Below are 17,488 nucleotides of genomic sequence, written 5' to 3'. Positions count from 1 at the left end.
TCGATCTTGCACTGGCGCTCGACACCTCGCTCGATCAGTGGGTCGAGACGAACGCCGATGACGTGATCTCCAATCCGATGATCGACGGAACCCACGGGTTGATGTCGACGATTTCTGAAGACTGGCCCGCTGTGGTTTCCGGATTCGCCTGAGCGGCACACCCGGCGTGCGGTCCGGTGCATAGGCGATGATGGCGGCCATGGGTCACCTAGAGGTCGCGCATGTCGACTACTACCTGCCGGATGGGCGGCTGCTACTGGCCGACGCCAGCTTCAGGGTCGAGCAAGGCTCGGTCGTGGCCTTGGTCGGGCCGAACGGGGCCGGGAAATCCACGCTGATGCGCCTGATCGCCGGGGAGCTGCAGCCCGACGAGGGCACGATCACCACCAGCGGCGGCCTCGGCGTCATGCCGCAGTTCATCGGGTCGGTCCGTGACGACCGGACGGTCCGCGACCTACTCGTGGCGGTCGCCCGGCCGGCCGTCACCACGGCGGCGAGGGCGGTCGACGCGGCCGAGCTGGCGATGATGGAACGCGACGACGAGGCCGCGCAGATGACATACGCGCAGGCGCTGAGCGACTGGGGCGACGCAGGCGGATACGAGGCGGAGACCCTCTGGGACGTGTGCACGATGGCCGCCCTCGGCGTGCCCTACGACAAGTGCCAGTGGCGGGATGTGCGGACCCTGTCGGGCGGCGAGCAGAAGCGCCTGGTTCTCGAGGCGCTGCTGCGCGGCCCCGACGAGGTGTTGCTGCTCGACGAGCCGGACAACTACCTGGACGTGCCGGGTAAACGCTGGCTGGAGGAACAGCTGAAGATTACCGCCAAGACGGTGCTGTTCGTCTCGCACGACCGGGAGCTGCTATCGGTGGCCGCCGACATGATCGCCAGTGTCGAGCCCGCACCCAGCGGTTCGGACGTGTGGATGCACGGCGGCGGGTTCGCGTCCTTCCACGAGGCACGCGAGCGGCGGTTCGAGCGATTCGAGGAGCTACGCCGCCGCTGGGACGAGAAGCACGCTCAGCTAAAGAAGCTCGTCCTGGACATGCGCGGGTACGCGGGGCGCAGCGACGCGATGGCATCCCGGTACGCGGCGGCCCAGACCCGGCTGCGGATGTTCGAGGAGGCCGGGCCGCCGCCGGAGCCGCCCCGCAAGCAGGACATCAAAATGCGGCTGCGCGGCGGCCGTACCGGGCTGCGGGCCATCACCTGTCAGGACCTGGGGCTGACCGGGCTGATGGACCCGTTCAGCCTGGAGGTCTTCTACGGCGAGCGGGTCGCGGTGCTCGGCTCCAACGGCTCGGGAAAATCCCATTTCCTGCGTCTGCTGGCGGGCCAGGACGTCCCCCACACCGGCTCCTGGAAGCTCGGCGCGCGGGTTGTCCCCGGGTTCTTCGCCCAGACGCACGCCCACCCCGAGCTGGAGAAACGGACCTTGGTCGACACTCTGTGGGAGGCGCACGCCAGGGACCGCGGTGCGGCGATGAGTGCGCTGCGCCGCTACGAGCTGGAACGCCAGGGCGACCAGCCGTTCGGCAAGCTCTCGGGCGGCCAGCAGGCCCGCTTCCAGATCCTGCTCTTGGAGCTGGAAGGCGCGACCGCGTTGCTGCTCGACGAGCCCACCGACAATCTTGACCTGGAATCCGCCGAGGCCCTGCAGGAAGGCCTGGAGTTCTACGAGGGCACGGTGCTGGCGGTCACCCACGACCGTTGGTTTGCCCGCACCTTCGATCGCTTCCTCGTCTTCGGCACCGACGGCAGCGTCCGCGAGACCACCGGACCCGTCTGGGACGAGGCCCGCGTCAAGCGCGCCCGCTAAAGCATCTCTGCGCGTGCCCTTGCGACCACGATGATGATTGCCTTGGCCGCCTTTCTGGAGCGATTGCCGGCATGGCAATCGCTCGACTAATACCTTGCGTTGTAGGCGAGGTTTAGTGCGTCGTGCGCACGAAGCTCATAGGTTGATCAGCAGGCGTACTGGCTTGATGCACAAACGCTTTCCAGGCAGAGAAGGGAACAGCCCGTGGGTACGGATCCTTGCCTTCACCATCGAAGGCGCCGAATACGTGCTGGCCGTCCTCGAAGACAGTCCCGGCCGGCAATCACTTGCCCATGCGGATCGAGGTGGACGAGCGCGCTTACGTGTACGAGACGCATGGGCAGACTGAAGTGCCTGCCTAGCAGAGGATTTCGCCACAGGATCGTCCCTGGCGCGACCGTGCGCGAGGCACGGCCGCGCCGGGAGACATTCGAATCAGGATTCAGCGAGTGTCGCGTACAGCGACCGCTTTGCCTCGGTGACAGCCGCCAGGAGCTTGGTCCGAGCTTCCTCGAGCTTCTCCTTCTGCTCGTCGGTCCCGGACCACGCGATCGTGCGGGCCAGTCCAGCGAGCTCGAAGAACTCCTTACGCAGCTTGAAAACGCCTGCGAACTTCGAGGCCTGTGCCAAGAAGGCGTGCGCGGTCTCGGTGTTGATGCCCCTCCATGCCAGGAGATTCTCGCCGAACTCCGTCAGGGTCGCTTCGCCGTCCTCGACGGTGGCGAGGCCACGACCCGCGAGTAGGCCGATGCCGATCTCGGCGGCACCTTCTGGCGGGGTGAACGCCCCGTCGGTTGCCTCGGTTGCCCGCCTGGTGATTTCGGCGGCATCGGCAGGACCGTCGAGCAATAACGCAGCCGTGGCTGCGGCTGCAAACTTGCCCCTCCCGCCAAATCCCGGGCCGAAGCCACCGCCGAAACCGCCACCGAACCCCGGCCCGCCACCGAATCCTGGACCGCCGAAGCCGCCACCGAACCCGGGACCGCCGAAGCCGCCGCTGAACGGCCCGAAACCCGCTCCCCCGAACCCAAATCCGCCGGGGAATGCACCGTGGAACATGTCTGTCTCCCTATCGTGAGGTGTCTCGATCATTCGATACGACGCTGTATCGCATCAATATCACGATATATCGACTTCTGATGAGATGGTCTATCTAATCTGAACTCTCAGGGAAGATTCAGGTGCGCTCGGCGGGGCACCGATGGTGGTGCCGCGCGGCCGCCACCACCCGTGAGGCAGCATCAGTGGAGCAACGGCACTGTCCACCGCTACGAATGGGGGCACTTCGAGTTGGACCTGCAATGCCCCCGCTGTGGCATTCCGGACAACGATCCCTACATGGTCACCGACGACCTCTGGGCGAGTTCGGGAAGCCGAGCTAGAACTGCAGTTGGGAGCGTTACTCGGATGGTACGGGGCCAAGTTGCTCGCCGTCGACGCCTCCAACGGCGAGGTGGCCCAGACGATCTCCGACTACCTGAAGGCCCGGGAGGGTGCCGGTCAGCTCATCTTCGAGACGGGCCGCCCGCGACGCGCTTCGGTGAGTACTCGCGGCGCGAACACAGGTAGTCCACTACGCGTTCGCCTCTACGCAAACCCTCCTACCGTGAGTTCGTGTCGGTCCGAGCTCACGAACAAGAGGGTGATCCCATGCCGTACTTTCCTGCCTCACAACGATATGCGCTCCCGTGGCGGGCGATCGAGATGCGTCGCCAACGGGAGATGTTCGCGCACGCGGCGGAGGCGCCGTCGGCCGGCCCCTTGGACCGTCGCATCGACGACCGGCCGCCGGCTTCCCGCCTCAGCCGACCCATAGCAGATCAGAGCAGTTTCGGAGCCCAAGGCGGCGACCCCAGACGCGGCGTCGACATGGACTTGAGCACATGCGTGAATCGCTACGGCCCCGCGCCGGCGGCGATCGCGGCACTGCGATCCATTTCCCCCGCCGAGGTACTGCTCCACCCCTACGACGCCGCGGAGCGCCTCGTCGACCTGTACCGCTGGGCGACCGGCGTACGGAACGGCGCGTATGTCGCAGGACGCGGAGCCAGCGAGTTCATCTGGGCCATGGGGCGCGACGTCGACCCCGCCGAGGTTCACGTGCCGCTGCCTGCTTACACGGATTACCTCAAGGCCTTTCCCGGCCGCGGGTTCAGTCTGGCCGGTGAGCAGTTTCCCTCGGTGGAGCAGGTCGACGCGGCGCTCGACAAGGGTGGGCTGGTCATCATCTCCAACCCGCACAATCCAACCGGCACCGTCCTCGAGCCGAAGGATCTGGTGGCTGCGGCGGACGCCCACCCCGACGCGACGCTCGTCGTCGACGAGTCCTACGTCAACTTCATGGCAGATCCGATCGAATGGTCGGTCCTTGGTTGCGATGTTTCCAATCTCGTCGTGCTGCGATCGACGTCGAAGTTCTACGGCATCGCGGCGATGCGGGCGGGCATTGCCTGGTGCGCCGATCACGAACGGCTCAAGAGGCTCTTCGGCGAGCAGGAGAACTGGGGTCTGTCGGGTGTCGACGTGCATGCTGCGTGTGCGGCGGTACGGGACTTTCACTGGACGGTGCACTCGCGGTCGTGGATGCATGCCGACAACGCCTGGCTGGCCGAGATGCTCTCCGATGTCGAGGGTCTCGAGCCACGGTGCAACACGAACGTCCACTTCCAGTACGCGTTCTGTGCCCGCTCCGACGACGTCGCGACGGTGTTTCAGCGTCACGGCATCGGAGTGCGCGTACTCAGTGCTGCCCACGGCGTCCAGCCCGACGCCTTACGGATCGTCGCGCCCCGCGTTGACGAGCGTGACCGTTTCACGGCGGCCATCGCTGACGTTCGCGAGGAACTTGGAAGCGCAGTGGAGTCATTGCAGCTCACGCGGATCAGCGACCGCCGAGCCGCGGCCCAAACGTCGTCGAGCCGACGACTGCGCCCAGCGGCCTTCTAGCTGAAACCTTTCGGTTTCGCGAACGGGAGCCAGCCCTATCCGAGAAGGTGCTCGGTATGGCCTCGCTACAGAATCAACGCGTCCTCATCCGTGTTTTCGCCGCACTGCGATTCGCTACCGGTGGAAGCGCATGGCTCGCCCCCACCAAGACCGCGCGAATCATGGGATTGGGTTCTGATCACCAACAGCCCCTTACCGCCCAACTGTTCGGATCCCGCGAGCTGACGCTTGCCGCGGCAATCATGGATACGTCCCCGCAATTGCGCACCCGCGCACTTCAGCTGGGGCTTCTCGTCGACGGCCTCGACGTCCTCGCGGCGGTCGGCGGCGTTCGCCGCCACACACTTTCAGTGCCCGGCGCAACCTTCGCCGGCGGCGGCGCGGCACTGTTTGCCGTGCTGGGCGTGATGGCGCTCTCCGGCGAAAAACGCCCAGCCCGGTTACGGCACCCGGTTGAGAATCTTCTTGGCCACGTCGCTGGTGGCGGTCAGTAGCCGCTCGGGGGCGACTTTGGTGCTGAGGTTGGCGAATTCTTCTTCGCACGCGATCAGCGCGCCGGTGAGCGTCGTCGCGGTGAGGCCGACCCGCCATCCGTGCGATCGGCTTGATGCGGGCGAAGTCCAGCTTTCCCTCCGGAGTTAGTACGGAATCATCGATGTGGATCCGCTCCACGGCGCACCGGCGGTAGAGCTAGCCTGCGCCGAGACGGTCAAGGGTTCCCACGACCCGATGGTCACCGCCGCGCACAACGATTACCTCGCCGATGCCATGGCGCCGCTGCAGGGCCTGTCTCGCCGCTTCTGGCTCACCCACGTCCTCGACGCGCATGCTGAAATCGGCCGAGGTGCGGCATTGCACGCCACGATTCTCACCGCGATTCTCGACCGGGATCGCTACGCCGCACGGGCCGCATACGTTGCGCTCAACGACTACCTAGTGGCCTTCGCGGTTGGCGCGCTGCACCAACGCCGTGCCTGATCGGGCGCTCTGCTACAAGGGATTCGGCGGTCCGGCGAGACTTGCAACCTCATCGGCAGACTTGTCGAGTCGAGCCGCGAGATTCTCCCGTGCCGCCGCGATCGATCCGGACACCAACAAGCTCGCGAACGTCTTGTGCTCGGCAAGCTCTGCTGCAACCTCTTCCATCGTCGTTGCCTGGGTGATGACCAACCGAAGCTTCGCCATCAGCTCTGCATGCGCTGCGGAGAGGTGTTGCGAGCCAAGTAGCGAGACCAACGCACAGTGACAACGCATATCAGCTTCCACATATCCCGCGACACCGTTGTTGGCGACGGCCTTCTCGAGATCCTCTACTGCCTCGGTGATGCGTGCGATTTGCTCCGGCGTGGCGGTGGCGGCAGCATCCACGGAACCAAGTTCGAGGAATCGACGGGCGCGGTAGATGTCGTGTACAGCCTCGGCGCTGAGCATTGTCACCTGGAGAACGCGCGTCGCGGGATGGCGGGTCAGCAGCCCCTCCAACATCAACGTGTTGAGAGCCTGACGGATCGTAGACCGCGAGGTGCCGAGTTCGTCGGCCACCGCGACTTCGGTGACGGCGGTGCCGGGACGCACGGTTCCGCTCAGGATGCGATCGCGCAGGACCGCGGCGCACTTATCGGCAACGGTTTCACGTTCGATTCGTGTCATCTGTTCGGCTCGCTTTCTGCACTCATTGAGGCTGAGACTACTGCTGGCCAGGTCTTCGGGCCGGTAGCGGCGCGTGTCCGTCGGCGCCATCAAGCAGCCGATCGGGCCGGAACGCAGTGAGTAGGGCCTGGGGCGTCTCTGCGGCGATCTCCTCTGCGACGAGATTGCCCAGCAACGGAGCGAGAGTGATCCCGCTGTGGGTAGCGATGACATACAGCCAGGGCACGGATGGCAGCGGCCCGGCAACGGCGCGACCGTCAGCCGGAAGGGCCCGTTGGCCGACATGCAGCTCCGTGATGGAGGCGCTCCCCGTGTGGTCGAGTACGCCCGCGAGGCGGTCCAGAAGCTCCTCGGCCACTGGGGAATCGGTTGTTGGTACGGCGTGTGGATCGGCCGTGACGTCGAGGTCGAGCGCTTGGAGCATCAGTCTTCCCCCGCCAGCGGGACGTACATTGAGCTGCGAGGTTGTCACGAGCCGCGACAGCCATACGGGAAGAGGATTGGTGACGGCGAGGTATCCGGCCACCGCGTCGCCGGCGCGTTCGAATCTCGCCATGGGCATGGTGACGCCGAACCGGGTCAGCAGCGTTTCGGTCCAGCGCCCGACGCAGCTCACGACCTGATCGCATCCGATGGCCGACCCGTCGGTGAGCCGCACCGTACGGCGATCGCTCTCGACGTCAATCGTTTTGACCTCTGTCTGGCTGATCACCTGCACACCCAAACCAGCGGCCATATTGAGCAAATGAGCGAGGTATAGCTGGGGATGGCAGTACGCCTCGCGCGGGTAGAACGCGATCGGGTCGGCGTCAGCCGGGACGATCAAGTCCGGCGCGAGTTGCCGAGCCCGGTCAGAGGTGATCATCTCGACGTCGTACCCGTAGTCGCGCAGCCGGTTCAGCCGACGATCAAGCTCCTCGCGATGGGCCGAGTCGGTCGCGAACTCGACATGGCCACCGGTTCCGAACCATCGGCCATCCGTCCTCCGTGCGAGGCGGTGATGTGCCTCCAGGCCCGCCAGGTTGAGCTCGTAGTAGTCGCGCGGTTCCTTCGCATTCGCGTTGACCCATCCGTAGCTCGTAGCCGAGGTGCCTGCACCTGGCGTGTGCTGCTCGACGACAGTGACACGGGCACCTCGCCGGGCTAGTTCGGTTGCGACGGACAGCCCGATGACGCCAGCCCCGATTACGACGATCCGCATGGGCAGCAGCCCCTTCTCTGATGACATTCGGCTCAAAGTACTTTGCTCAGAAACGCTTTGGTTCGCGGATGCTGCGGATTGGTGAGAACCTGGGCAGGTTCGCCACTTTCGACGACGACACCGTCGTCGATGAACACGGCGTGGTCGGCAACTTCACGCGCGAAGCCGATCTCATGGGTGACGACGACCATCGTCATGCCCGATCGGGCGAGGTCCTTCATCACGTCGAGCACCTCCCCTACTAGCTCGGGGTCAAGTGCGGAAGTTGGTTCATCGAAGAGCATCAGCTTCGGTTGCATGGCAAGGGCACGAGCGATGGCCACCCGTTGCTGCTGTCCACCTGACAAGGAGCTGGGATATGACGACGCCTTGTCCCCGAGCCCAACTCGATCGAGCAACTCCAAAGCGCGCTTCTGGACTATGGTGCGCTTCTCTTTTCGGACGCCGACAGGCGCTTCCATGACATTCTCCAAGGCGGTCATGTGACCGAAGAGATTGAAACGCTGGAACACCATCCCTAGGTCAGCTCGCTGTCGCTCGATGGCCGAGGGACGAAGTTCGTGTAGCCGTTCGTTGCGCTCGCTGTAACCAACGAGAGAACCGTCTACGTATAGCCTTCCGGCACTCAAGGGTTCGAGGTGGTTGATCAATCTCAGGAACGTAGACTTTCCCGATCCGGACGGTCCGAGCAGTGTCATCACCTCGCCACGTTGCACCTCGAGATCGATACCCTTCAGTACTGCGATATGGCCAAAGCTCTTGTGAACGTTGACGGCCTTGACCATCGGAACGGAGGCCAGGGGTTGCGCGGCGCCATTCGCGGTCGACTTGCAGGTGTCTCCACTCGCGATGGTCATCGCGCCTCCGCCGGCTGCTGAATTGCATTTCGAGCAGCGATATTTCGGCGAGATGGGCCGCGGTCGCTGCGGCTGAAATGCCGTTCGAGATAGTGCTGCCCAATGGTTAGTACAGAGGTCATCAGCAGGTACCACAGCGAGGCCGTGAGCAGTAGCGGGATGGTTTTGAAATTCTGCGAATAGACGAGTTGTGCCGAGTAGAGGAGTTCTGGAAACGCCAGCACGCTGACCAGTGAGGTGGTCTTGAGCATGGAGATCACCTGGTTCCCGGTCGGCGGAATGATGACGCGCATGGCCTGAGGGACGACGATCCGCCTCAGAGTTCGAAGATGTGACATGCCAAGAGCCTGGGCCGCTTCCGTTTGGCCGCGGTCGACCGAGAGAATCCCTCCGCGCACGATCTCCGCCATGTAGGCACCCTCGTTCAAGCCCAGGCCCAAGATCGCGGCGATGAAGGGTGTGATCAGACTGTTGGTCTCTGCCGACAACAACGTTGGCCCGAATGGGACGCCCAGCCCGAGACGCGGATACAGCGCCGAGGCGTAGCCCCAGAACAGCAGTTGCACGAATACTGGAGTGCCACGAAAGAACCAGATATAGGCCGATGCGAAACTCGCCACGGCCGGGTTGCTCGACAGACGCATGACGGCGAGCAGACCGCCGAGCGCGATGCCGATCACCATGGCGATGACGGTCAGCTCGACGGTCTTGACCAGTCCGGACAGGATTTGTCCGGAAACGATATAATGCCCGACGACGTCCCAGCCGAAGTTCTTGTTGGTCAGAAGTGTGTTCACCAGCATCGCGGCCAGCACTGCGGCGACGGCGTAGGTGATCCAGCGGCCGGGGTGGCGCAGCTTCACAACTGGTTCGACCGAGCGGAGCGCCGCGGTTGTCGCTGTCATGACACCGCGCCGTTGATCTGCGGCCGATCGATCGCGATGCTCTCCAGGTTCCACTTCTTGAGAATCGCCGTATAGGTGCCGTTCTTGAACAAGACATCGAGGGCTTCATGCACCGGGTCGACCAGCTTGCTGCCCTTCGGAAATGCCGCTCCGCCAGGGTTTGGGTTTCGAATCAGCGGCCCAACCGTTTCGAATATCTCAGCCTGCTGTGCCACCACGTCCAGCAATGGAGGGGCGTCTGACATGACGCCGTCAATGCGGCCGCTCTGTAATGCCAGCTGGGCCTGCGGTCCGGTCTGATAGACCTCCGCGATCGGAGCCGGTTTGCCATCGCTCGCGCACTTTGGCGCCTGGGCGGGAAGGAAAGTCGTCTGCTGCAGTGAGCCGCGAATCACCCCGATGTGCGCACCGCACGTCTGGTCGGCCTTGAGCTGCTTCGGGTTTCCCTTCTTCACCAGGACGAGCGTGCCGTTCCAGTAATACGTGACGAAGTCGACCGTGTTCTGTCGCTCCTTGTTGTCGCCGATGGAGGACATGGCCATGTCGACCTTGTTCGCGGCCAAGGACGGGATGATGGCGTCGAATGACGTGTTGGCGAACTCCACCCGAACGCCGAGCACGTCGCCAATCGCCTTGGCCAAGTCCGGTTCAAGCCCAACCACCACGCCGTCTTGGACTGACTCGAACGGCGGATAGGTGGCATCCGAAGCCACGTGGATCACGCCTGCGCTCTGGATGTCTGCGGGCACCTTCGCTGCGAGAGCCGGGTCCTTCGCGACCGACGGGATTACCCCGCCCGGTGGGCTTGAAGTCTGACTAGAGGAGGAATCTGAGCCGCACCCCGCCAAGGCGGTGCATATTGAGAGTGCGCCTGCGGCGATGAGGACCGCCCCACTTGGTTTCATGTCTCTCTCCCTGTTCTCGTGCCCTTGTACTCGTGGAGGCTGATGCTCGATGTAATGGTTAGCCGGCTGACGGGTTGCTCGGGGTTTCGCCAATGATGAACCGCCGCACGGTGTCCCGGTCGAAGTCGTTGATGCGCGCAGCACGCAGCCCAGACACGTCGGCGGGCGACGCTTGCCCCAGCAGGTCGGCCACGATGAGCTCGCCGACGACGGGCGCCAACGCGAACCCATGTCCGGAGAAACCGGTGGCCAACAGCAGTCCTGGCCACCCTGGGACGGGACCAAGGAAGGGAATCGCGTCGATGCTTTCCGCCTCGATGCCAAACCACGTTCTCGCGATCTCATACTGGGCGACTTCGGGCAAGACGCCGCAGGCGTCCGCCCAGTTGCCGCTAATCCGTTCTGAGAGAAGTTGCGCCCGTTCGTTGTCGGCGTCGGTGATGTCCGCGGCCCAACCGCCGCCGATCAGAAACGCCCCATCGGCCAACTGCTTCAATGACAGCGCCCGGCGCACGGCCCCAAGCACTGGCCGCAGGCGCCCGGGTGGAGCGGGATTGCTGCGTAGCATCTGGAGTGCCAGCGGGCGAACCGGCAACCGCAGTCCTGCCGTCTCCGCGAGCGCCGCGCTTCCGACCGACGCTGCCAAGACCACAGTGCCAGCGTGGAGCGTGTCGGTCGCAGTGCGCACGCCCCGGACTCGGTCGCCCTCGACGAGCAGCTCGAGCGCCGTCACCCGGGTGCGGTATTGCGCCCCCAGACGCTGTGCCGCTCTCGCAAGGGCCTGCGTGGTGAGGACTGCGTCGGCTTGACCGTCATTCGACGCAAAGCTCCCCGCTACCACGTCGGGATGCACACCGGGGACCATTTCGGCGATTTCTTGTCTGGTCAACAGCGTGACGTCGGCCAGGCCTTGCGCCTGCTGGTAATCGACGTAGGCCTTGACTTCCACGGCCTGCTCGTCGCTTTCCGCGACCTGCAGGGTTCCGCCCCGGCGGTACTGCAGATCGGCGTCTAGTTCGTCGGCCAGGTTCGCCCACCGATTGATCGCTGCGATCGCCAATGGCGTTTCGGCGGGATCCCGCCCCTGGCTCCGGACTCCACCGGCGCTCGCCCACGATGCTCCGGGCTGCGAAACCAGGTCCCGTCGTTCCAGAACCACGGTGCTCAGGCCGGCGCGCGCAGCGTGGTACGCGATCGCACTACCGATCACTCCGCCCCCGACGATGAGCACGTCGGCGGAGGTCCGTATGTCGTCCACCTACTGTCTCCTTGTACGGTTGTAGCCGTGTAGGTCTGTCTGACAGCAGAGACTATGCCGTGATCCGGGTCATAGGTCAAGGGCTGGGCGCTAGGCCCCGGAGTTGCGCCGTTTGATCGCCTTTGCCGGGGATACCCTGTCCCGCATGAGCAGTGAACGAGTGCCCGGTGGTGTGGTGCACGAGCTGCCCGCCGACCTGCGCAATGCGCTGATCGCCGACGGCGCGGTGCTCGCTGCGTGGAAGGACATCACGCCCTTGGCGCGCAACGAGTTCATCTGTTGGGTCGAGGACGCCAAGCAGGAGACAACCAGGCAGCGTCGCGTTCGCCGGACGCGGGAGGAACTCGAGGAAGGCAAGCGCAGGCCCTGTTGTTGGCCGGGATGCAAGCACCGCGAGACCTCCGGCACCTAAGCGTCCATGATGGATGTCGTGGACGTGACGCGCGTGGATCGCTGGTTGTGGGCGGTGCGGCTGACGAAGACTCGCCCGGATGCTGCTGCGGCGTGCCGAGGTGGACACGTGCGGGTCAACGATCGACCGGCGAAGCCGTCGACGACGGTGGTTCCGGGCGACGAGGTACGCGCACGGGTGGGTGAGACGACGCGGATCGTCGAGGTGGTTCGAACGATCGAGAAGCGGGTCGGCGCGGCCGACGCGGTGACCTGCTACCTGGACCGAACGCCCAAACCTCCACCGACCGTCGCCATCCCGGTGGCGGCTCGCGATCGCGGCGCCGGGCGCCCGACCAAGCGGGACCGTCGGACTCTGGACAAGTGGCGCGCGAGTCAGGGCTAGTACCGAAAAGCCCTGTCAACCAAGCAATACGACCACCACTCGCTTCACGCTACGCGCGAGCGCGTCCTGCGCAACGGCTGCCGCGACGACGTGCGCCAAGGCCAGACCGTCCAAGCACGCGATGAGGTCGGCCGCACACTCCCCCGCGTCGGACACGTGCATCTGTACGACGCGCCGCTCGAGAAGCGCCCGCACATGATCTGTCGCAGGGGATCAGACGGTACTTCGACCGCTCTGTGTCGGCGCCGGCAAGCGCTAATCGACCCTCGGTGTTGACGGTCAGGCGTAGCCGACCCACCCGCGAAACGTGAAGGCCGAGAAGAACTCGGTGACATTGGTGAAGCCGGCCTCTTCGAGAATCGCACGGTCTTGCTCGGGTGTCAGGACCGGAACCTCCGCTGCGATCGAGGTGCGCGCCTTCTCCGCGTCGGCGGGATCGACACCCGACGCGACGAGGTTCGCGACGTGACGCCGCATCCACAGCTGCCGCTCGGCGTCGTCGCGCTGCGGAAAGCTCAGGTGCATAACGACGAACGGCGCGCCGGGCGCTAGCCTTCGCCGCACCTCGGCCGCGGTGCGGCGCCGCTCGTCGTGCTCGACGAAGTGCAGCGTCAACAGGCTCGTTGCCGCGTCGAACGGTCCTGCCGGCGCGTCGTCGATGTACCCCTGGTGCATCCGTACCCGTGATGCATCTGGCCCGAGCGTGCGCACCGCGAGATCCAGCATGGCGGCCGCCGGATCGACGGCGTCGAATGTCCAGCCCGGATGGGCCTGGGCGAACGCCTGCGTCTCGAGGCCCCCGCCAGCGCCCAGCACCAGGACAGTGGCGTCCTGCGGTGCGTGTTCGTCCATGAGGACCGCGGCCATGCGGTGAATCTCCCGGTACACGGGTACGAACCGTGCCGCTCGGTCGGCATAGGCATCGGCGACGGCTGGGTCATCAAATGCGTGCAGAGACTTGGGCATTACGCCATAATCGTGGCGACGATGCAAATGTGGCAAGGAGAATTGCCGAACAGGCAAAAGCTCGGGCGATCGACGCAGCCGTTCAGGATCGGACGTCGTTGGTCGCGCGGTGCTGCTCACCGTCGTGCCAGTTGGCCAGAAGCCTCAGCGAGGTTTCGTCGGCCGATCCCGGTTCGGTGGTGTACACGATGAGCACCTGATCAGGGTCACCGGACGGATTGAGCGCCTGGTAGTCGACGGTGAGATCGCCCACGATCGGGTGGTGATACCCCTTGCGTCCCGTCGTGCGGCGTTCCACGTTGTGCTTCGACCACCACGAACGGAACTCGACCGAGCGGATGGACAACTCGCCGACCAATGCCGAGAGCTTCTCGTCGTCGGGATACCGTCCGGCATCCAGGCGCAACATCGCCACGGTGTCCGCGGCCACCTCGTCCCAGTCCGTGTACAGCTCACGCGCATGCGGATCGAAGAACACGAATCGTGCCTGATTGCGCAGTGGTGCAGGCAGTTCCCGGAACTCGGTGATCAGGGCCCCGGCCAACCGGTTGTGCGCCAACACGTCCAGACGCCTGCCGAGCACGAACGCGGGCGACGACACCTGGTCGAAGAGCTCGAGCAGCCGTAGCGTCGCACGGTCCACCGATTGTGGCCGGGCCCGCCGCTTCCGTTGTGCAGGTTCTGGCTTGGCCAGAAGGTGCAGATGCTGGCGCTCGGCGTCGTTGAGTTGCAGCGCGGCGGCCAGCGCGTCGAGCACATCGGCCGACGCACTGCGGCTGCGGCCCTGCTCCAACCGTGTGTAGTAGTCGACGCTGACGCCTGCGAGCCTGGCGAGTTCCTCTCGCCGCAGGCCCGGAACACGCCGCCGCGCGGCAGGCCCGTCCAGCCCGACGTCCTGTGGGGTGAGCCCGGCGCGCCGCACGCTGAGGAATTCGGCCAGCTCCGAAGACTTTCGGTCGCTCATATCCAGCAGTCTGCCGCGCAGCGAGCCCCGTTGTCGGCGCTTATGGTGGCCCAACTTGTCCCCCGATACTTCGGGCCAGCCTGACCTCGCAAAACCGCCTCTCGGAGCTGTTGTCTCGGATGTACGCATCCACACTCTCGAAGGGAACGAACCCCATGTCCACAATCATCAGCGCGACTCCCCTGGCCGGACGCGTCGCCATCGTCACCGGGGCATCCAGCGGGATCGGTGAGGCCACCGCCTTCCGGCTGGCGACTCTCGGTGCCACCGTCGCCGTCGCGGCCCGCCGTGCCGACAACCTCGAGGCGCTGGCGGAACGCATCACCGCGGCAGGTGCCACGGCGCTCGCCCTGCCCCTCGACGTCACCGACCGGTCGGCAGTCAACGCGGCCGCGAAAGAGGTCAACGACCGATTCGGCCCAGTCGACTTGGTCTTCAACAATGCTGGTGTTCAACTGATCTCACCGATCGAGGACGTCCGGTTCGACGACTGGCAACAGCAGATCGACCTCAACATCACCGGCGTGATGAACGTGATCGGCGCGTTCGTCCCGCAGCTCATCGACTCGGCTGCCGACGGCAAGCCCGCCGACCTGATCACCACTTCCTCCATCGCGGCGACCCGCGTACTGGAGAAGTTCTCCGTGTACTCCGGGACGAAGGCCTACATCAGCCAGCTCACCAGGCTGCTGCGCGTCGAACTCGGCCGAAAGATGGTGCGCGTCGCGACCATCGAACCGGGGATGGTGGATACCGAACTGCCGCTGCACGTCACCGATCCCGATGCCACCCGACTGATGGCGGACCTGATCAACGACATCGACGTGCTCACCGCAGCCGACGTCGCCGAGACCGTCGCCTTCATCGCATCGGTGCCGCGCCACGTCAACCTCACCGAGATCACCATTCTGCCCACCCAGCAAGCCGTTTGACGAAGGAGAGCACCACGATGAACAAGAACCCGAAGGCAGTCCTGATCACCGGCGCCAGCAGTGGAATAGGCGAGGCCGCCGCACTGCGGCTCGCCGAAGACGGCCACCGCCTGTTCCTCGGCGCCCGGCGCACCGAGCGACTCGACGCCCTCGTCGCGCGAATCCGTGCCGCCGGTGGGATCGCGGAGTTTCGCCGCCTGGACGTCACCGACGCCGCCGACGCCCAACGTTTCGTCGCCGACGCCGTCAACGCCTACGGCCGGGTGGACGTCATGATCAACAACGCAGGCGTCATGCCGCTATCCGCCCTTGTCGAAGACAAGGTCGACGAATGGAACCGGATGATCGACGTGAACATCCGCGGTGTGCTCCACGGCATCAGTGCCGCCCTGCCCGTGATGCGGACCCAGGGCGGAGGCCACATCGTCAACCTGGCGTCCATCGGCGCTCACGAGGTGGAACCGACCGCGGCCGTCTACTGCGCCACCAAGTTCGCGGTCTGGGCGATCTCGGAGGGGCTGCGCAAGGAACAAGCCAGCGGCATCAGGGTCAGCGTGATCTCCCCCGGAGTCACCGAATCCGAACTGGCCGAGACGATCTCGGATGATCAGGCCCGCGATGTGATGCGGGGGTACCGGGCGCTTGCCATTCCCGCCTCGGCGATCGCTGACGCGATTGCGTTCGTCATCGGACAACCCCCAGAGGTGGACGTGAACGAGATCATCGTTCGCCCGGCGGCCAGCACGCACTGATCAGCCGTGACTTCAAAGGGTCAGGTTGATCTGCTCTACCCGAGCAAGTTTCGCGTTCGCCGCGCCGATGCTCGCGTCGATCTCTGCCTTGATCGACGGGGTGCGGTCTTTCCGGGATCGTTGCGGCTTCCCACGTTTCGACGCTGTCCGCGAAACCGTGCAGCAAAACAATCGGTGTCCCGCCACCGGCGACGGAAAGGACCCGGGTGCTCACTCCGTCGTAACGTGCCCGGGTTTCGGTGATCATGCGATCAGGCCCGCTCGTTGGAGCTACCTAGCAGGCCCTTCGCGACATGTGTCACCTGGACCTCGTTGCTACCGGCGTAGATCATCAGCGACTTGGCGTCGCGCGCGAGCTGTTCGACGCGGTACTCGGCCATGTAACCGTTGCCACCGAAGAGTTGCACGGCCTCCATCGCGACATCGGTAGCAGCCTCGGAACTGTAGAGCTTGATCGCCGACGCCTCCGCAAGACTGAGCTCTTTGCCTGCCGTACCCATCTCGATCGCGCGGAACACCATGTTCTGCACGTTGATTCGCGCGATCTCCATCTTCGCGAGCTTCAGCTGAATCAGCTGGAAGTCACCGATCGGCTTGCCCCATAAGATGCGCGACTTCGCGTAGTCGATCGAAAGCCGTTGGCATTCCTCGATGATGCCGAGCGACATCGCGCCGACCCCGACGCGTTCGAACGTGAAGTTCGCCCTGGCGCTCGCCCGGCCGTCGCCACCCTTGTTCTCTTCGGTCTCGCCCAGCAGGCGGTCCTTGGCGACGCGCACGTTGTCGAAGGTCAGCTCACCAGTCGGCGACGAACGCATGCCCATCTTCTTGAACGGCTTGGACTGCGTCAGCCCCTCCATACCGCTGTCGAGCACGAACGTCAGGACCGGCTGGCTGCGCCTGTCGAGACGGCTGCCGTCGTCGAGCTTCGCGTACACGACGATGGTGTCGGCGTAGGGCCCGTTGGTGATGAATGTCTTGTGGCCCTTGAGGATGTAGTCGTCACCATCCCGTTTCACGGTCGTCTTCATGCCGCCGAACGCATCCGAACCCGCCTCCGGTTCGGTGATCGCCCACGCGCCGACCTTGTCGAATGTCAGCAGATCCAGCGCCCAGCGTTCCTTCTGCGCAGTCGTACCACGGCTCATGATGGTGGTCGCCGCCATGCCGACGCTGACGCCGGCAGCGGTCGACACGCCCATCGAGACCTTGCAGATCTCGCCGAACGCGATCAAAGCCATCGACATCTGTTGATCGCCACCCCCGCCGGAGCGCTTCTTCTTGACCGGCAACTCTTCGCCGGCAGCCAAAGCTGCGGCCTTCAGCTTCTCGCGTTCGATCGTCTTCTTGAACGTCTCACGCGCCATCGCGTCGAGTCCGAAGGCGGCGAACATCTTTCGGATGATCTCGTACGGCGGGAGATCACCATGCTCGAGCTCGTCGACGTGCGGGCGGAGCTCCTTGTCGATGAATCCCTTGATGCTGTCGCGGATCATCAGGTCGGTTTCGGACCACTCGATCATGGCGTACTCCTTTG

19 protein-coding genes are annotated in these 17,488 nt (G+C 64.8%); 8 read left to right on the top strand and 11 right to left on the bottom strand.

The window, feature by feature from the left end; genetic code table 11:
• Positions 1-199: 199 nt before the first annotated feature.
• Positions 200-1,819 (top strand): ABC-F family ATP-binding cassette domain-containing protein, encoded by a 1,620-nt coding sequence (locus tag HNP02_RS05590; RefSeq protein ID WP_184435929.1) that lies wholly within the window; start codon positions 200-202, stop codon positions 1,817-1,819.
• A 435-nt stretch (positions 1,820-2,254) separates the two neighbouring features.
• Here the strand turns inward: HNP02_RS05590 and HNP02_RS05585 are convergent, their stop codons facing one another.
• Positions 2,255-2,878 (bottom strand): hypothetical protein, encoded by a 624-nt coding sequence (locus HNP02_RS05585; RefSeq protein ID WP_184435927.1) that lies wholly within the window; start codon positions 2,876-2,878, stop codon positions 2,255-2,257.
• A gap of 555 nt (positions 2,879-3,433) precedes the next feature.
• Here HNP02_RS05585 and HNP02_RS05580 point away from each other — a divergent pair.
• The 3 genes from HNP02_RS05580 (at position 3,434) to HNP02_RS05570 (ending at position 5,743) form a co-directional block, all read left to right on the top strand.
• Positions 3,434-4,765 carry an aminotransferase class I/II-fold pyridoxal phosphate-dependent enzyme gene (locus HNP02_RS05580; protein ID WP_184435925.1) on the top strand — a complete coding sequence of 444 codons (1,332 nt, stop codon included), beginning with the start codon at positions 3,434-3,436 and terminating at the stop codon, positions 4,763-4,765.
• A gap of 56 nt (positions 4,766-4,821) precedes the next feature.
• Complete coding sequence (locus tag HNP02_RS05575) at positions 4,822-5,259, top strand: hypothetical protein (protein WP_184435915.1); 438 nt, start codon at positions 4,822-4,824, stop codon at positions 5,257-5,259.
• Between the two features lie 163 nt (positions 5,260-5,422).
• Entirely contained in the window at positions 5,423-5,743 is a 321-nt protein-coding gene (locus HNP02_RS05570; RefSeq protein WP_221317193.1) for an FCD domain-containing protein, read from the top strand.
• A 12-nt stretch (positions 5,744-5,755) separates the two neighbouring features.
• Here the strand turns inward: HNP02_RS05570 and HNP02_RS05565 are convergent, their stop codons facing one another.
• From HNP02_RS05565 to HNP02_RS05540, 6 genes are all read right to left on the bottom strand, one after another.
• Complete coding sequence (locus HNP02_RS05565) at positions 5,756-6,505, bottom strand: GntR family transcriptional regulator (RefSeq protein WP_184435913.1); 750 nt, start codon at positions 6,503-6,505, stop codon at positions 5,756-5,758.
• Positions 6,453-7,643 carry an FAD-binding oxidoreductase gene (locus HNP02_RS05560; RefSeq protein ID WP_184435911.1) on the bottom strand — a complete coding sequence of 397 codons (1,191 nt, stop codon included), beginning with the start codon at positions 7,641-7,643 and terminating at the stop codon, positions 6,453-6,455. The genes HNP02_RS05565 and HNP02_RS05560 overlap by 53 nt, the downstream gene beginning before the upstream one ends.
• Positions 7,644-7,648: 5 nt before the next feature.
• The gene (locus tag HNP02_RS05555; protein WP_184436541.1) at positions 7,649-8,401 is read right to left on the bottom strand and encodes an amino acid ABC transporter ATP-binding protein; all 753 of its coding nucleotides are present in this window, start codon (positions 8,399-8,401) and stop codon (positions 7,649-7,651) included.
• A gap of 68 nt (positions 8,402-8,469) precedes the next feature.
• Positions 8,470-9,378, bottom strand: a complete 909-nt coding sequence (locus tag HNP02_RS05550; protein ID WP_184435909.1) for an amino acid ABC transporter permease — start codon at positions 9,376-9,378, stop codon at positions 8,470-8,472.
• Entirely contained in the window at positions 9,375-10,127 is a 753-nt protein-coding gene (locus tag HNP02_RS05545; protein WP_184435907.1) for an ABC transporter substrate-binding protein, read from the bottom strand. Before HNP02_RS05545 ends, HNP02_RS05550 begins: the two co-directional genes overlap by 4 nt.
• Positions 10,128-10,341: 214 nt before the next feature.
• Positions 10,342-11,541, bottom strand: a complete 1,200-nt coding sequence (locus HNP02_RS05540) for an FAD-binding oxidoreductase (RefSeq protein WP_184435905.1) — start codon at positions 11,539-11,541, stop codon at positions 10,342-10,344.
• A 145-nt stretch (positions 11,542-11,686) separates the two neighbouring features.
• Here HNP02_RS05540 and HNP02_RS05535 point away from each other — a divergent pair, with 145 nt between their 5' ends.
• On the top strand, positions 11,687-11,953 hold the full coding sequence (locus tag HNP02_RS05535; RefSeq protein ID WP_184435903.1) for a YdeI/OmpD-associated family protein: 267 nt from the start codon (positions 11,687-11,689) through the stop codon (positions 11,951-11,953).
• A gap of 18 nt (positions 11,954-11,971) precedes the next feature.
• Entirely contained in the window at positions 11,972-12,337 is a 366-nt protein-coding gene (locus tag HNP02_RS05530) for an RNA-binding S4 domain-containing protein (RefSeq protein ID WP_184435901.1), read from the top strand.
• A gap of 15 nt (positions 12,338-12,352) precedes the next feature.
• On the opposite strand, the gene HNP02_RS05525 is transcribed toward HNP02_RS05530, so the two are convergent.
• The 3 genes from HNP02_RS05525 to HNP02_RS05515 all read right to left on the bottom strand — a co-directional run bounded on the left by HNP02_RS05525 (position 12,353) and on the right by HNP02_RS05515 (position 14,267).
• On the bottom strand, positions 12,353-12,499 hold the full coding sequence (locus HNP02_RS05525) for a hypothetical protein (protein WP_221317191.1): 147 nt from the start codon (positions 12,497-12,499) through the stop codon (positions 12,353-12,355).
• A 117-nt stretch (positions 12,500-12,616) separates the two neighbouring features.
• Complete coding sequence (locus HNP02_RS05520) at positions 12,617-13,303, bottom strand: class I SAM-dependent methyltransferase (RefSeq protein ID WP_184435897.1); 687 nt, start codon at positions 13,301-13,303, stop codon at positions 12,617-12,619.
• 82 nt (positions 13,304-13,385) lie between these two features.
• Positions 13,386-14,267 (bottom strand): helix-turn-helix domain-containing protein, encoded by an 882-nt coding sequence (locus tag HNP02_RS05515; protein WP_184435895.1) that lies wholly within the window; start codon positions 14,265-14,267, stop codon positions 13,386-13,388.
• A gap of 155 nt (positions 14,268-14,422) precedes the next feature.
• On the opposite strand from HNP02_RS05515, the gene HNP02_RS05510 reads away from it, so the two are divergent.
• Positions 14,423-15,199 carry an SDR family oxidoreductase gene (locus tag HNP02_RS05510; protein WP_184435893.1) on the top strand — a complete coding sequence of 259 codons (777 nt, stop codon included), beginning with the start codon at positions 14,423-14,425 and terminating at the stop codon, positions 15,197-15,199.
• A 17-nt stretch (positions 15,200-15,216) separates the two neighbouring features.
• Positions 15,217-15,951 carry an SDR family oxidoreductase gene (locus HNP02_RS05505; protein ID WP_184435891.1) on the top strand — a complete coding sequence of 245 codons (735 nt, stop codon included), beginning with the start codon at positions 15,217-15,219 and terminating at the stop codon, positions 15,949-15,951.
• Between the two features lie 251 nt (positions 15,952-16,202).
• On the opposite strand, the gene HNP02_RS05500 is transcribed toward HNP02_RS05505, so the two are convergent.
• Positions 16,203-17,474 (bottom strand): acyl-CoA dehydrogenase family protein, encoded by a 1,272-nt coding sequence (locus HNP02_RS05500; RefSeq protein WP_184435889.1) that lies wholly within the window; start codon positions 17,472-17,474, stop codon positions 16,203-16,205.
• Between the last annotated feature and the right edge of the window lie 14 nt (positions 17,475-17,488).

The organism is Mycobacterium sp. AZCC_0083, from assembly GCF_014202335.1.
In the GTDB taxonomy this organism is placed as follows: Bacteria; Actinomycetota; Actinomycetes; order Mycobacteriales; family Mycobacteriaceae; genus Mycobacterium.
Note: the sequence above shows the minus strand (reverse complement) of the source record. Positions and strands in the feature narration are given on the sequence as shown.